The 14,373-nt window shown below is 72.2% G+C and carries 14 protein-coding genes; 9 read left to right on the top strand and 5 right to left on the bottom strand.

The features are described from left to right. The first annotated feature begins 201 nt into the window (after positions 1–201). The 3 genes from HHX37_RS21145 (at position 202) to HHX37_RS21155 (ending at position 4,271) form a co-directional block, all read left to right on the top strand. A complete protein-coding gene (locus HHX37_RS21145) occupies positions 202–1,494 on the top strand; it encodes a helix-turn-helix domain-containing protein (protein ID WP_182886472.1) in 1,293 nt (430 codons plus the stop codon). 201 nt (positions 1,495–1,695) lie between these two features. Beyond that, entirely contained in the window at positions 1,696–2,280 is a 585-nt protein-coding gene (locus HHX37_RS21150) for a copper resistance CopC family protein (protein WP_117410382.1), read from the top strand. Then, the gene (locus tag HHX37_RS21155; RefSeq protein ID WP_310740466.1) at positions 2,277–4,271 is read left to right on the top strand and encodes a cytochrome c oxidase assembly protein; all 1,995 of its coding nucleotides are present in this window, start codon (positions 2,277–2,279) and stop codon (positions 4,269–4,271) included. Before HHX37_RS21150 ends, HHX37_RS21155 begins: the two co-directional genes overlap by 4 nt. A gap of 37 nt (positions 4,272–4,308) precedes the next feature. Here the strand turns inward: HHX37_RS21155 and map are convergent, their stop codons facing one another. Beyond that, positions 4,309–5,157: a type I methionyl aminopeptidase gene (gene map, locus HHX37_RS21160; RefSeq protein ID WP_182879188.1), complete on the bottom strand. Its 849-nt coding sequence runs from the start codon at positions 5,155–5,157 to the stop codon at positions 4,309–4,311. A 43-nt stretch (positions 5,158–5,200) separates the two neighbouring features. Between map and HHX37_RS21165 the strand changes: the two genes are divergently transcribed. After that, complete coding sequence (locus HHX37_RS21165) at positions 5,201–5,377, top strand: hypothetical protein (RefSeq protein ID WP_244302012.1); 177 nt, start codon at positions 5,201–5,203, stop codon at positions 5,375–5,377. Between the two features lie 19 nt (positions 5,378–5,396). Here the strand turns inward: HHX37_RS21165 and HHX37_RS21170 are convergent, their stop codons facing one another. After that, positions 5,397–5,801 (bottom strand): CBU_0592 family membrane protein, encoded by a 405-nt coding sequence (locus HHX37_RS21170; RefSeq protein WP_182886473.1) that lies wholly within the window; start codon positions 5,799–5,801, stop codon positions 5,397–5,399. Positions 5,802–5,857: 56 nt separating this feature from the next. Then, positions 5,858–6,439 carry a hypothetical protein gene (locus HHX37_RS21175; RefSeq protein ID WP_138461276.1) on the bottom strand — a complete coding sequence of 194 codons (582 nt, stop codon included), beginning with the start codon at positions 6,437–6,439 and terminating at the stop codon, positions 5,858–5,860. Positions 6,440–6,570: 131 nt separating this feature from the next. Here HHX37_RS21175 and HHX37_RS21180 point away from each other — a divergent pair, with 131 nt between their 5' ends. The 3 genes from HHX37_RS21180 to HHX37_RS21190 all read left to right on the top strand — a co-directional run bounded on the left by HHX37_RS21180 (position 6,571) and on the right by HHX37_RS21190 (position 9,841). After that, a complete protein-coding gene (locus HHX37_RS21180; protein WP_182879186.1) occupies positions 6,571–7,719 on the top strand; it encodes a lipase family protein in 1,149 nt (382 codons plus the stop codon). A 71-nt stretch (positions 7,720–7,790) separates the two neighbouring features. After that, the gene (gene npdG, locus HHX37_RS21185) at positions 7,791–8,459 is read left to right on the top strand and encodes an NADPH-dependent F420 reductase (RefSeq protein ID WP_182886474.1); all 669 of its coding nucleotides are present in this window, start codon (positions 7,791–7,793) and stop codon (positions 8,457–8,459) included. Between the two features lie 86 nt (positions 8,460–8,545). After that, the gene (locus tag HHX37_RS21190; RefSeq protein WP_220503000.1) at positions 8,546–9,841 is read left to right on the top strand and encodes an esterase-like activity of phytase family protein; all 1,296 of its coding nucleotides are present in this window, start codon (positions 8,546–8,548) and stop codon (positions 9,839–9,841) included. Positions 9,842–9,854: 13 nt separating this feature from the next. On the opposite strand, the gene HHX37_RS21195 is transcribed toward HHX37_RS21190, so the two are convergent. Continuing rightward, positions 9,855–10,535 (bottom strand): alpha/beta hydrolase, encoded by a 681-nt coding sequence (locus tag HHX37_RS21195; protein WP_182886475.1) that lies wholly within the window; start codon positions 10,533–10,535, stop codon positions 9,855–9,857. A gap of 113 nt (positions 10,536–10,648) precedes the next feature. Between HHX37_RS21195 and HHX37_RS21200 the strand changes: the two genes are divergently transcribed. Further along, positions 10,649–11,827 (top strand): trans-sulfuration enzyme family protein, encoded by a 1,179-nt coding sequence (locus HHX37_RS21200; RefSeq protein WP_182886476.1) that lies wholly within the window; start codon positions 10,649–10,651, stop codon positions 11,825–11,827. 63 nt (positions 11,828–11,890) lie between these two features. On the opposite strand, the gene panB is transcribed toward HHX37_RS21200, so the two are convergent. Continuing rightward, on the bottom strand, positions 11,891–12,718 hold the full coding sequence (panB, locus tag HHX37_RS21205) for a 3-methyl-2-oxobutanoate hydroxymethyltransferase (protein ID WP_396699252.1): 828 nt from the start codon (positions 12,716–12,718) through the stop codon (positions 11,891–11,893). Between the two features lie 206 nt (positions 12,719–12,924). On the opposite strand from panB, the gene HHX37_RS21210 reads away from it, so the two are divergent. Next, positions 12,925–14,250 carry an MFS transporter gene (locus tag HHX37_RS21210; protein ID WP_182886477.1) on the top strand — a complete coding sequence of 442 codons (1,326 nt, stop codon included), beginning with the start codon at positions 12,925–12,927 and terminating at the stop codon, positions 14,248–14,250. Positions 14,251–14,373 lie beyond the last annotated feature (123 nt).

Below are 14,373 nucleotides of genomic sequence, written 5' to 3' on the forward strand. Positions count from 1 at the left end.
GGGAGCTTTGATCAGCAGCAATAGATGTTGCTGAAAATATTGGCCACCGCAGGAGACGCGGTGGCACTTGCTGGCGTAACATCGCCACCAACGGCCAGTAGGGCCGAAATGATGACGGTAAGAACAGGTAGAGCAAGGCGGCGCACGGTGGGACTCCCATCAGCTCAGACTGCCGGGCCTACAATAGTGCAGGAGTTGCCAATGGCCGCGCAAGATCTAGTCGGACAGCGTATCAAGGCGATTCGCCGTCAGCGTGGGCTCTCGCAAGCGCAGTTGGCGCATCCCGAACTCTCCGACAGTTATGTATCACTGATCGAAAGTGGCAAGCGCACGCCCACCCCGGCCGTCCTCGAACTACTCGCGCAGAAGCTCGACTGCTCGCTCACCTATCTCGTCAACGGCGTCACCGCCGAGCAGATGGAGGATCTTGAAGTCGGCCTCAGCTTCGCCCGCATGGCGCTGGAGAACGGTGAGGTCGCCGAGGCTCGCCGCCGGTACGCCGAACTGCTCGCCGACGGCAACCTCCTGGGTCTCGCCTCACTCCGGGTAGAGGCGCGCTACGGCTATGCGCTGGCCTCCGAGGCGTGTGGCGAGGTCGCCGAGGCCATCTCCATGCTGGAGGAACTCGGCGGGTCCGAGACAGAGGCGATGACGCAGGAACGTAAGATCGCGGTTGCCCTGGCACTGTGCCGGTGCCATCGGGAGCGGGGCGACTTCTCCGCCGCCGTCCAGGTCGGCGAGCACGCGCTGGAGACCATGGCCCGGTCCGGATGGAGTGATGCTCTGATTGAACTCGGCGCCACGCTGCTGAGCGTCTACCTGGCGCGGGGCGACATGCTGAGAGCCGGGCACTTCGCAGCCGAACTGATCGCGGCCGCCGAGGCCCTGGGTACTCCGCGGGCCAGCGTCGCATCATGCTGGAACGCCGCTTATGTTGCTGAGCAGGCTGGGCGAGCAGAGGAGGCCATCGCCCTGATTGAGCGTGCGCTGGCGATCCAGTCCGAGACGGGCGAGCCTCGCAACCTGGCACGTCTTCGGCAGGCGCACGCGAACCTGGTGCTGAGGCTGCGCCCCGAGGATTTGGAGAAGTCTCGTGACCTCCTGCTCAGGGCGCAGCGGGAGATGGAGGCCGCGGCCACCAGCACCTTCGATAGGGCTCAGGGGGCCCTCGCCCGCGCCTGGGCGGCTATCGTTCTCCACCAGCCCGAGCAGGCCATGGAGTACGCGCAGTCCGCTATCGACCTGGTGCGAGGTGCATCGGGGTCGCTGGAGACTCAGGGTGCCCTGCTCCTCAGCCAGGCGCGTCTCCTCCTCCATCAGGACGACGAGGCGGCGGCGGAACTGGACTCAGTCAGCCACCGACTGGAGACCACACCGGCCACGCGCAAGGCGGCCGAGGACTGGATGACGATCGCGGAGCTTCGCCGGCGGATCGGTGACGACCGGCAGAGCGTGGCCGCCTACCAGCGGGCCCTCGCCTGCGCCGGGCTGTGACAGGCGTCCCCGCACACCGCTCGTCCACGGGGCCTCATATATAGGCCCCGTACAGACCTGACCCACCGGGCCGGAGCGTATGGCGCTCCGGCCCGGATCCGTCTGTGTGGCCGGGCCCCTGAGCAGGGGACATGACAGGTCGTCCCTGTCTTCCGGTGCGGGGTGTGGACCGGGCACAGGCGTCGGTAGCCTGGGACTGTCATGAAGAGACCCATCCTCGCCGCCTTCGCCGGCCTCGCCGCGTTCCTGGTGTCGCTCCTGCTGTGCGCGGCCCCGGTCCTGCCGGCCCAGGCGCACACCTCGCTCAAGAGCAGCGACCCGCAGAAGAACGCCCAGGTCAAGACCTTGACCAAGGTCACCCTGGAGTTCGCGGACTCCGTGCGCTTCCCGGTCGTGGTCGTCCGCGGTGAGGACGGCAAGCGCTACGAGAAGGGCGCTCCGGCCGTCAACGGCCCCAAGGTCACCGAGGCGGTGGCCGACGCGGTACCGCCGGGCCGGTACACGATCGCCTGGCGGGTGGTCTCTCCCGACGGTCACCCCCTGGAGGGGGAGATCCCCTTCACCGTGGTGGGTGACCAGGCGCTGGGCAGCGCGACCTCGGTGGCCGAGCCCCAGGACACGGTCGCCGCACCCGTCGCGTCGGCCGCTACGACGTCCGAGGCTGCGCAGGCGTCCCAGGCCGGCGACAGCGAGGGAGGCGGCGTGCCCGGCTGGTTCTGGGCCGTGGTCTTCGGCATCGCCGGGATTGGCATCGGCATGTTCCTGAGCCTGCGGAAGAAGCCGTGAGCAGGGTCGTGCGCCTGACCGTCGCGGCGCTGTGCGCGACGGCGGGCGCGCTCGTGGTCGCGATGGTGCTCGGCGGCGCCGCGACCCCCCGGATCATCCCCGGTCTGCCCGACGAGGGCACGCTGACGCGTTGGATGCTTCCGTTGTCGAAGCTCGCGATGGACGTCTCCGGCGTGCTGACCGTGGGACTGCTGGCCGTGGCCGCGGCCTTCCTGCCCAGTGACAAGGGGCTGCTCGGCAGGCCGGCCCAGAGCTATGTGAAGGGCGCCTCGTGGTCCGCCCTGGCCTGGGCGGTCGCCGCGGCGGTGGCGCTGGTCTTCAGCCTGTCGGAGACCCTCGGCGCGCCGGTGGGGGAGATCCTCGCCGGCAACGAGCTCACCAGCTACGCCAGCCAGGTGCCGCAGGGCATCGCGCTGACCCTGGTCGTGCTGTTCGCCGTCGCCATCGCGTTGTTCGCCCGGGGCGCGATCACGGCGGGCGCCGCCGCGGGACTGCTGGTCTTCGCGCTGGTGACGCTCCTGCCGCCCGCGCTGACCGGGCACTCCTCCTCCGCGCCCAACCACGGCCTGGCCACCACCTCCGTCGGCATGCACCTGCTCTTCCTGGCGCTGTGGGTCGGGGGGCTCGCCGCGATCTGCGTCCACGCGCTCCGCGGGCAGGCGCAGATCGACGTCGCCGCCGCGCGCTTCTCGCGGATGGCGCTGTGGTGCTTCATCGGGGTCGGCCTCTCCGGCGTCGCCGCAGGCGCCTCGCGCCTGGCCACGATCGGCGACCTGTTCACCTCCGCCTACGGCCTGCTCCTGATCGCCAAGGTCGCGGCGTTCGCCGCGCTGGGGTACCTGGGATGGAGCCACCGGGGCCGTACGCTGCCGAGGCTGTCGGCGGGAGAGCCGCACGCGTTCCTGCGCCTGGCCCTCGGCGAGGTCATGCTCATGGGCGCGACGATGGGGGTCGGCGTGGCGCTCTCCCGGACCGCCCCGCCGCCCGTCAACACGCCGGTCGACCGCGCGTTCGAGCTCCTCGGCTACCTGCTCCCGCCTCCGCTGTCCCTGGGAAACCTGTTCACGCTGTGGTGGTTCGACCTGTTCTTCGCCGTGCTCGCCGCGGCCCTGGCCGGGCTGTACGGCGCGGGGGTCGTGCGGCTGGCCCGGCGGGGTGACAAGTGGCCGGTGGGCCGCACGGTGAGCTGGGGTCTCGGCGTCGTCATCCTGGTGCTCAGCACCCAGAGCGGCATCGCGCGGTACGCGCCCGTGCTGTTCAGTGTGCACATGACCGAGCACATGATCCTGTCGATGCTGGTCCCGATCTTCTTCGTGCTGGGCGCGCCGGTGACGCTGGCGCTGCGCGCGCTCAGGCCCGCCGTACGGCGCGGCGACCGCGGGCCCCGCGAGTGGATCACGGTGATCCTGCACAGCAGGGTGATGAGGTTCGTCAGCCACCCCGCGATCGCCACGGCGATCTTCGTGGTGTCGACGTTCGCGCTGTACTTCACCCCGCTGTTCGCCGCCGCGATGGAGGAGCACCTCGGGCACATCGCGATGACGACGCACTTCCTGCTGAGCGGCACCCTGTTCTTCTGGGTGATCATCGGCGTGGACCCGGCGCCGCACAAGCTGCCCCACGCCGGGCGGCTGCTGCTCCTCATGGTGACCATGCCGTTCCACGCGTTCTTCGGCATCGCCCTGATGAGCATGGGCACGGTGCTGGCCGGCGCGTACTACGACCAGCTCGGCCGCACCTGGGGCGCCTCGTCGCTGGCCGACCAGCAGACCGGAGGCGGCATCGCCTGGGGTTTCGGCGAGATCCCCACCCTGATCGTGCTGCTCGCGCTGGGCTTCCAGTGGTGGCGCGACGACGAGCGGGTCGCCCGCCGGGCCGACCGCCGGGCCGACGCCGCCGCGGCGAAGCCGGGCGGCGGCACCGGAGACGCCGAGCTGGACGCCTACAACGACTACCTGGCCAAACTGAACCGGCGCGACCGGTCCCGCTGACCACGCGGGACCCACGCGCCCGCACGCGGGGCGGGCCTCAGGGCAGGGTCAGGATCTCGTGGCCGGTCTCCGTCACCACGATCGTGTGCTCGAACTGCGCGGTGCGCTTGCGGTCCTTGGTGACGGCGGTCCAGCGGTCGGGCCAGATCTCGTAGTCGATCGTGCCCAGTGTGAGCATCGGCTCGATCGTGAACGTCATTCCGGGCACCAGCGTCACCGACAGCGACGTGTCCTCGTAGTGGGGGACGATGAGCCCCGAGTGGAACGACGTCGCGATGCCGTGGCCGGTGAAGTCGCGGACGACCCCGTAGCCGAAGCGCTTGGCGTACGCCTCGATGACCCGGCCGACGATGTTGAGCTGCCGGCCCGGCGCGACCGCCTTGATCGCCCGCATCGTCGCCTCGCGGGTCCGCTCGACCAGCAGGCGCGACTCCTCGTCGACCTCCCCGACGAGGAAGGTGGCGTCGGTGTCGCCGTGCACCCCGCCGATGAAGGCCGTGATGTCCACGTTGACGATGTCGCCGTCGCGCAGGACGGTGTCGTCGGGGATCCCGTGGCAGATCACCTCGTTGATCGACGTGCACAGCGACTTCGGGTACCCGCGGTAGCCGAGCGTCGAGGGGTACGCGTCGTGGTCGCAGAGGAACTCGTGGCCGATGCGGTCGAGCTCGTCGGTCGTCACGCCGGGAGCGACGTGCCTGCCGACCTCCTCCAGGGCCTGCGCGGCGATCCGGCCCGCGATCCGCATCTTCTCGATGGTCTCGGGGGTCTGGACGTCGCTGTCGCCCTTCCTGGGCTCGGCCCTGCCCACGTACTCGGGGCGGGGGATGTGGGCGGGGACCTTGCGGGTGGGCGAGATACGCCCGGGGCGCAGCAGCGTGGACATGCCGCCAAGTCTAGTTGCGCTTCCGCTGGGCACGATTAGTGCCGTGAGCGATCAATGGTGGTTCTGCCTGAAGCACATGACCGTCGAGCCGGAGAAGGGCTGCCCCAACAAGGACCGGCTCGGGCCCTACGACTCCCAGGACGCCGCCTCCCACGCCCTGCAGACGGCGGCCGAGCGCAACAAGAAGTGGAAGGAACAGGACAAGGAGTGGGACGAGTGACCCCCTGAAGTACGCGGGTTCAGCCGGCCGGGGTGTCGGCGGCCTGGACGTGGACCGCGCCTGCCTGGACCCCGCCCGCCTGGACCCCGCCTGCCTGGACCCCGCCTGCCTGGACCTCACTTGTCTGAACCGTGCCGGCCGGGGGCGCGGCGCCCGCGGACCCGGCCGCCCGGCGCCCCGCCGCGCGGCGGGCCACGAGCCGGCTGAGCGTCCACACGCCGATCCCGCTCCACACCAGGTTGAGGATCGCCGAGGGCCAGGCCGAGTGGTAGGCGCTGTTGACCATCAGCGCGGCCGCCCCACCCAGGTTGAGGAGCTGGTACGGCAGCCCGTCCCCGGACATCCGGCCCGACGACACCATGGCGTACGCGGCCAGCAGGACGACGGCCCCCACCGTGCCGATGATCGTGATGAAGGCGGACATCAGGACTGCCCTCCGTCCGGAGAAGTGCTCATGGCCCAATGATCCCGCCGCTCGCGTCAGTCGCTCACGCGCGGGCCGGTGATGCGGTCGGCCAGCAGGGCCAGGCGTTCCCGCAGGCCGGCCCTCCGGCGTACCTCACCGGCCGCGCTGCTCACGAGGTGCTGCGCGGCGTCGAAGCTGAGCACGCCCCCCTCGGGCGGCACGGCGATCGCGTCGTGGGCGAGCGACTCCAGCTCCGGGTCTCCGCCGTCGACGGCGAGGATCGTGGCGCCGGTGCGGCGGGCGTCGTCCACGCGCTCCAGCAGCGGCACGGGCGCCCGCTCCTCGGCGACCACGAAGAGCGTCTCGCCCCGCCCCGCGCTTCGCAGCCGGTCCATCCCGACGCGCAGATGAGGGGGAGCGCCGGGCGGCGGCGCCCAGCGGACGAGCGTGGGGGAGAGCTGGGCGAGGCCCGACAGCCGGGCCTCGTCGGCGAGATGGGCGGTGACGTGCCACGGCTCGTCCTCGGGGGTGCCGACGACCAGGAGCCCTCCGGGCGACCTGGTGGCCCGGAGGGCGAGGCCGAGCTCACGAGTGCGTTCCAGCCAGCCGGTGGAGGCGAGCACCTCCCGCAGCAGATTCACCGATGCGGCGTCCATGACCGTCATGGTGCCTGACAGACACGAGTGAAGTCCCGCCGATCCGGTTCTTGACACACCGTTACCGGAGGATGACGATCAGCCCACGGCGCTGAGATCGTCCTGTGCACACCCCACCGGAAGGCGGCTCGATGAACCTGCGCGTGCGCGCCCTCGTGTCGATGATCGGGGTCTTCCTCCTGCTGCCCGCGCTGGGCGGCACCGCTCGCGCGACCTCCGCGGGGGACGTCGTCGAGGCCCGCGCGACCACCGTCTATCTCGCCCCGGGCAGGCTGCTGGAGGTGCCGGTGAAGGCGTGGCACCTCCGGTACCGATCCACCTCCGCGACGGGTGAGCCGAACGTCGTCTCGGGCACCCTCCTCGTGCCGGCCGCCCCCTATCCGCTGGGCCGGCGGCCCGTCGTGGGCTACGCCGTCGGGACGCACGGCCTGGGCGACCAGTGCGCCCCGTCCGCCGCGATGGCGGGCGGCACCGAGGCCGAGCTCGCGATCATGAGCCTGATGCTGCTCAAGGGCTGGGCCGTCGCGGTGACCGACTACGAGGGCCTCGGCACGCCGGGCGACCACACGTTCATGGCGGGCCTCTCCCAGGGGCACGCCGTGCTCGACGCGATCAGGGCCGCGGTCCGGGTGCCGGACGCCAACCTGTCCGCCACCGCGCCGGTCGTGGTGATGGGCTACTCGCAGGGCGGCTCGTCGGCGGCGTGGGCGGCCCAGCTCCAGCCGTCGTACGCGCCCGAACTGCGGCTCAGGGGAGTCGCCGCGGGCGGGGTCCCGGCCGACCTGCGGGCGGTGGCCGATCACCTGGACGGCACGGGAGACTTCGGGCTGGCCGCCGCGGCGGGCCTCGGGCTGGACGCCGCCTATCCGGAGCTGCGCCTGGAGAGTCGACTCACCCCCGAGGGCGCCGCGCTGTTCGGCGACGCGCGGGACGACTGCGTGGGCGACCTGCGGGCGAAGCTCGGCGGACGGCGCCTGTCGGAGCTGACCACGACCGACGTGCTGGACCTGCCCGAGTGGCGGGCCCGCCTCGCCGAGAACCGCCTCGGCGCGTCCGCGCCGAAGGCGCCGCTGTTCCTGTACCACGCGAAGGGCGACGAGATCATCCCGTACGAGCTGGGCCGGACGCTGCGGCGGGAGTACTGCGCGCGTGGGGCGAACGTCCTGTGGACCGGCCTGCCGGCCGGCAGTCACGTGCTCGGCGCGGTGGAGGGCGCCCCGCTGGCGGTGGCCTGGCTGGCGACCCGGGTGGCCGGGCTGCCCGCCATCGGCGACTGCTGAGCCCGTCCACGTCCCCGGACGCGCTCCGCCCGGGCGGTTCCCGGCCCCGGCATGCTGGCATGATCTGACTCATGGCAGAGCAGACCACAGATGTTCCCGACGTGTCCGGGCTGACCATCGGCATCCTGGGCGGCACCGGAGACCAGGGCAAGGGGCTGGCCCGCCGGTTCTCCCTCGCCGGTCACACCGTGCTGATCGGCTCGCGCAGCGCCGAGCGCGCGGGGGAGGCGGCCCGGGAGATCGGCGTGCGGGGGGCCGCGAACGCCGACGTGGCGGCCGAGGCCGACGTCGTGATCGTCGCCGTGCCCTGGGAGGGGCACCGGGCCCTGCTGGAGTCGCTGCGCGAGCCGCTCACCGGCAAGATCGTGGTCGACTGCGTGAACCCGCTCGGCTTCGACAAGCAGGGGGCGTACGCGCTGCCCGTTGAGGAGGGGAGCGCGGCCCAGCAGGCGGCGGCCGTGCTGACCGGCAGCCGCGTGGTCGCGGCGTTCCACCACGTGTCGGCGGTGCTGCTGCTCGACCCCTCGGTGAAGGAGATCGACCTCGACGTCCTCGTGCTCGGCGACGACCGGGAGGCCACCGACGTCGTGCGGGCGCTCGCCGCCCGCATCCCCGGCGCACGCGGGGTCTACGCGGGACGGCTGCGGAACGCCCACCAGATCGAGGCGCTGACCGCGAACCTCATCTCGGTCAACCGCAGGTACAAGGCCCACGCCGGCATCCGGGTCACCGACGTATAGCCATCCGGGCGTCATCTGATCTTCACGGCGGAGACGTCGTCGTTCACTACCTTCGGGCGCTGTCACCGCTGTCTGAAAGGTCTCCAGTGCCACGTCACCTCTTCGCCGGTCTGGCCGTCGCCGCCGCGCTCACCCTCACCGCCACCGGTACGGTCGCCGCCACCCCGGCCAGGGGCCCCGTGGTCGTCACCGACGTCACGCTGCCCGCTCCCGCGCTGAAGCGGGTGCAGCCGTCCATCGCGGACGACCACGGCGTGCGGTTCGGCGGGGCCGGCAGCGGCCTGTTCCCGGCCGGTCGGGCGGGTGAGTTCTGGCTCGTCACGGACCGCGGGCCGAACGGCCAGCCGACCGTGGACGGAGAGAAGCGCCGCACCTTCCCGGTGCCCGAGTTCACGCCGGCGATCGTCCGGGTCGCCCTCGCGCGCGGCACGGCCACGATCAAGCAGTACATCCCGATCGTCGGCTCCTCGGGCAGGCCCGTGACCGGCCTGTCGAACCAGGCGGGACACGACGAGACGCCGTACACCTGGGACGGCCGCACGGCCCTGCCGTACAACCCGAGCGGCCTGGACGTCGAGGACCTCGTGCGCACCCGGGAGGGCGACTTCTGGCTGGTCGACGAGTACGGCCCGTCGCTGGTGCGGGTGTCGCGCGACGGCCGGGTGCTGGAGCGCCACGTTCCGGCGGGGCTCGGACTGACCGGCGCGGACTATCCGGTGAAGGAGTCGCTGCCCGCGATCCTGGCGAGCCGGCAGCAGAACCGCGGTTTCGAGGGCCTCGCGATCTCGTCGGACGAGCGCACGCTCTACCTGGCCGTGCAGAGCCCGCTGGCCAACCCCGACAAGAAGGCCGCCAAGAAGTCGCGGATCGGGCGCATCCTCACCTTCGACCTGCGCCGGCGGAAGGTGACCGGGGAGTATCCGTACCGGTTCGAGGACGTCACGACCTTCGACCCGAAGGTGAACGGCGACCAGAGCGAGATGAAGATCTCCGGCCTGGCGTACGCCGGCCGGGGCCGCCTGCTCGTCGACGAGCGCACCGACAACGTGGCGCGGGTGTACTCGATCGACCTGACCAGGGCCGCGAACCTGCTCGGCGGGCCCTACGACGACCCGAAGACCAGCCCGTCGCTGGAGGAGGGGGCGGGCGCGTCCGATCTCAGGCTGCCCGCCAAGTCGCTCGTGCTGGAGCCGAACGCGCTGGTGCCGTCGCTGCCCGGCAAGATCGAGGGGCTGGCGGTGCTCGACCCCCGCACGATCGCCCTGGCCAACGACAACGACTTCGGCCTCGGCGACTTCGGCCCCGACGGCAGGCTGGTGGACAGCGGCGTGCCGAACCGCCTCGTCGTCATCCGGCTCCCTCGCCCGCTCGGCGCCCGCTGAGGGCGTACGCACGTCACGCGGCGGTGGCGACGAGCCAGTCGGCCACCGCCTCGGGGGCGACGAGCTGGTGCAGGTGCTCGCCGGGGATGCGCTCGACCGGCCAGCCGCGCTCGCCGGCCTCCCCGGCCAGGGCGGCGTATGCGTCCCCGAACCACAGGTAACCGCTCCTGACGTGGTCCCAGCGGGCGGGCACGGGGATCTCCTCCTGGTAGTACGCGAGCGGCAGGCGCGGCTGCTCGGCCACGACCACCTGGCGCGTCACGGGGTCGGGCAGGAGGGCGGCGACGGCCTCCTCGGGCCACCAGTCGGTCCACCGCGGCAGGACGCCCGCGTCGTCGGCGCGGGAGCGCAGGAAGCCGAGGTGCTCCGGCTCCGCCGCACGGCACGTGCCGTCGCGCGGCGGCAGGGCGGCGTCCACGAACAGGCACGCGGCGACCTGCCCGGCGAGCGCCTGGGCGATCAGCGGCACGAACAGCCCGGCGTTGCTGTGCGCCACGACCGCCAGCGGCCCGCGTGGCGCGCTCGCCGTCACCTGCCGCACCAGGCCCGGCCAGTACGGCGGCGGGCCGGCCGTCACGTCCGTCAGCGGCGGCACGACCGCGAGGTGGCCCCGCGCCCGGAGGGCCTCGGCGACCGGTGCCCAGGTCGAGGGACCGACGGAGGGGCTGTGCACCAGGAGGAAGCTGATGTCCATTCCCTCATCCTCGCCGTGGGCGGCGGCGACGGGACCGGACTCCGCTCGCCGCTTAACCGGTCGTCGGCGGGCCAAACTGACAAGAGTGGCTTTTGTGGGTCATTCTGGACGACATGAGCTCCCTGCATCCGGAAACGCGTGTCGTCCACCTGCCCCGGCCCGTGCCCGAGGGCAGCACTCCGATCTCCATGCCGATCTACCAGACCTCGGGGTTCGTCTTCGACGACCCGGCCGTCTTCGCCGACGGCATGGGGCGGCCCGACGGAGCGTACGTCTACGGCAGGCTCTCCAACCCCACCGTGCGCGCCCTGGAGGAGGCGGTGGCCGGTCTGGAGGGCGGCGTGGCCGCCGTGGCCACCGGCTCCGGCATGGGCGCCATCAACGCCGTGCTGCTCGGCCTGCTGAAGTCGGGCGACCACGTGATCGCCCAGTCGGCGCTCTACGGGGCCACCGCCCAGGTGCTGGCCGACCTCGCGCGGCGCTTCGGCGTGGAGGTGACCCACGTGCCGCAGGACGACCCCGCCGCCGTGCGAGCCGCCGTACGGCCGACGACGCGGCTGCTGTACCTGGAGACCATCGCCAACCCGATGACGCAGGTGGCCGACCTGCCGGGCATGTGCGCGGCGGCGCGCGAGGCCGGGATCCTGACCGTCGTCGACAACACCTTCGCCTCGCCGATCCTGTGCCGGCCCGTCGAGCACGGCGCGGACGTCGTCGTGCACTCCGTCACGAAGTACCTGTCCGGGCACACCGACGTCCTCGGCGGGATCGCCGTCTTCGCCGACCACGACCTGCACCGCGGGGTGTGGTCGTACGCGGTGGAACTCGGCGCGACGGCCGACCCGTTCGCCGCGTGGCTGACCCTCCGGGGGATCCAGACGCTGCCGCTGCGCATGGAGCGGCACTGCGCCAACGCCCGCGTGCTCGCGACGCGGCTCGCCGGCCACCCGGCCGTGGCCGCGGTTCACTGGCCGGGCCTGCCGTCGCATCCGTCGTACGATCTCGCGGCCAAGATCCTGCCCGACTTCGGCGGGGTGTTCTCCTTCGACCTCGCCGGAGGACGTGCCGCCGGCGAGGCGTTCATGCGGAACGTACGGCTCGCGCTGCTCGCGCCGTCGCTCGGCGGCGTCGAGACGCTGATCCTCCACCCGGCCACCACCTCGCACCGCACCGTGGACGCCGCGGGACTGGCCGCGGCCGGCATCGGCGAGGGCACGGTGCGGGTGGCCGTCGGCATCGAGCACCCGGAGGACCTGTGGGCCGACTTCGCCCAGGCGCTCGACGCCGTCTGACCGGCTCGTGAGACGGCTCCTGAGACGGCTCGCGAGGCGTCCCGTGAGGCGGCTCGCGGGGGATTACCGGTAGCTGTGCTCCGGCGTGGGGAACACGCCGGAGACGACCTCGTCGGCGTAGGCGCGCACGGCGCGGTCCATCTCGCCCGCGAGGTCGAAGTACTTCTTCACGAACTTGGCCGGCTGAGGGGTGAGGCCCATCAGGTCCTGCCAGACGAGCACCTGCGCGTCCGTGCAGGGCCCGGCGCCGATGCCGACCGTGGGAATGCTCAGCGAGGTGGTGACCCGCGCCGCGAGGTCGCTCGGCACGCACTCCAGCACGACGGCGAAGGCGCCCGCGTGCTCCAGCGCCTTCGCGTCGGCCATCAGCTCGTCACCCGCCTGGCCGCGGCCCTGCACGCGATAGCCGCCGAAGGCGTTGACCGACTGCGGGGTCAGGCCGAGGTGGGCCATGACCGGGATACCGGCCGACACGAGCATCTCCACCTGCGGGAGCACGCGGTGGCCGCCCTCCAGCTTGACGGCGTGCGCGCCGGCCTCCTTCATGAAGCGGGCGGCGGTCTCCAGCGCCTGCTGCGGCGAGGCCTGGTAGGAGCCGAACGGAAGGTCGGCCACGACCATCGCGCGTGAGGAGCCGCGCACCACGGCGGCCGTGAGGGGGATCAGGTCGTCGACGGTGACCGGCAGCGTCGAGTCGTAGCCGTACACGACCATCGCGGCGGAGTCGCCGACGAGCAGCACCGGGATCCCGGCCTCGTCGAACACCCTCGCCGTCATGGCGTCGTACGCCGTGACCATCGGCCACTTCTCGTGCCGCTCCTTGGCGGCCGCGATGTCGCGGACGGTGACCCTGCGACCCGCGGCGCCGCCGTACAAGGCGGAAGTGGACACAGCGGAAACAGAGGACATGGCTACCTCCTGGCCTCGTGGCGCCCCTGTGGCGTCCCCGGACAGTCCGATCATTGCATGCCGACATGGCATGGAACACCCCGGATCGGCGGCGTAATCCAGGGGTGCGACCAGTGGGGCGCGTGGGGCCCCGGCGGCGAACTTGTCGGACCCACCAGGCACAATGCCTGCGGAGGTAAGCAACCACAATGGCTTTTGATCGTTACCGGCGGGTGCTCGCCCTGCCGGGCGTGCGGGCACTGCTGCTGGTCGGCATGATCGCGAGAATCCCCCTGACCGGCACCGGGATGACCCTCACCCTGCACGTGGTGAACCACCAGAAGCTGGGTTTCCTCCAGGCCGGCCTCATCGGCGCGGCGTCCATGGCGGGCGCCGCGATCGGCTCGCCGCTCGTCGGAAGGTTCGTCGACCGGCGCGGGCTGCGCCCGGTGATGGCGGTCACGACGGTGGTGCAGCTGTGCCTGTGGTGCGCCGCGCCGGCGATGCCGTACGCCGTGCTGCTGCCGGGCGCGCTCGTCGGCGGGCTGTTCAGCCAGCCCGTCTTCGGGGCGGTGCGGCAGTGCATCGCCGCGATGGTGCCCAAGGAGAACCACCAGACCGGCTTCGCCCTCGACTCTATGGGCGTGGAGCTGTCGTACATGGTCGGGCCCGCTCTCGCGGTCACGTGCGTGACCGCGTTCGGCAGCACCGCGACGATGTACGGCGTGGCGGCCGGGCTCGTCGGCGCGGGGGTGGCGTTCTACCTGCTCGACCCGCCCACACGCTCCGCGGAGGAGGCCGCGGGGCACGAGGAGGCCGTCCCCCGGCGGCAGTGGCTGCGGCCCGCGTTGTTCGCCCTGTTCGGGATGGTGACGGGGCTCACCTTCGTGCTCACGACGACCGAGCTGGCCGTCGTCGCGATGCTGAAGGCCGGTGACGCGACCGCCTGGACCGGGCTGGTCGTCGCGCTGTGGTGCGCCTACTCGCTGGTCGGCGGCTTCGTGTACGGCGGGCTGCCGCGAGGGCTCTCGCCCGTGCTGCTCGCGGGCGGCCTGTGCGCGCTGACCGTGCCCGTCGGCCTGGTCGGCGGCGGCTGGTGGTGGCTGTGCCTGGCGCTGCTGCCGTCCGGGCTGCTGTGCGCCCCGGCGCTGTCGTCCACGGTGGACGCGGTCAACCGGCGCGTCCCTGCGGCGGCCAGGGGAGAGGCGATGGGCCTGCACGGCACCTCGCTGACGATCGGCGGCGCCCTGGCCGGGCCGATCGCCGGCGGGATCCTCGACGCCTACGGCCCCGCCTGGGCGTTCGCCGCGTCCGGAGTGGCCGGTCTCGTGCCGGCCGTGATCGCCGTGCTGGTCTGGCGCAGGGCGCCGGTCTCCGTCCCCGGCGCGACGGTTCCCGGCGCGACGGTTCCGGGCGCGGCCCTTCCGGAGGCGGCGGTTCCGGAGGCGGGAGCCGCCCTGGAGGTCCCCGGCGCCGGCGGCGCCGTCGCGGGGGCGGAGGCTGCCGCCTCCCTGCGCGCGTCCGACGGGGAATAGAACCCGCCCCCGGGCGCTTGGTACGGAGGCATCGGGCGATTATGAAACGGTGCCGTTGCGTATCGGAACCGCCTAGCGCTACGCTAGCGTTGCGAAACTCAAGCGTATCGAAATCATGCGTAC

Origin of the sequence: Microbispora sp. H10885 (genome assembly GCF_014161415.1) — a bacterium.
In the GTDB taxonomy this organism is placed as follows: domain Bacteria; phylum Actinomycetota; class Actinomycetes; order Streptosporangiales; family Streptosporangiaceae; genus Microbispora; species Microbispora triticiradicis.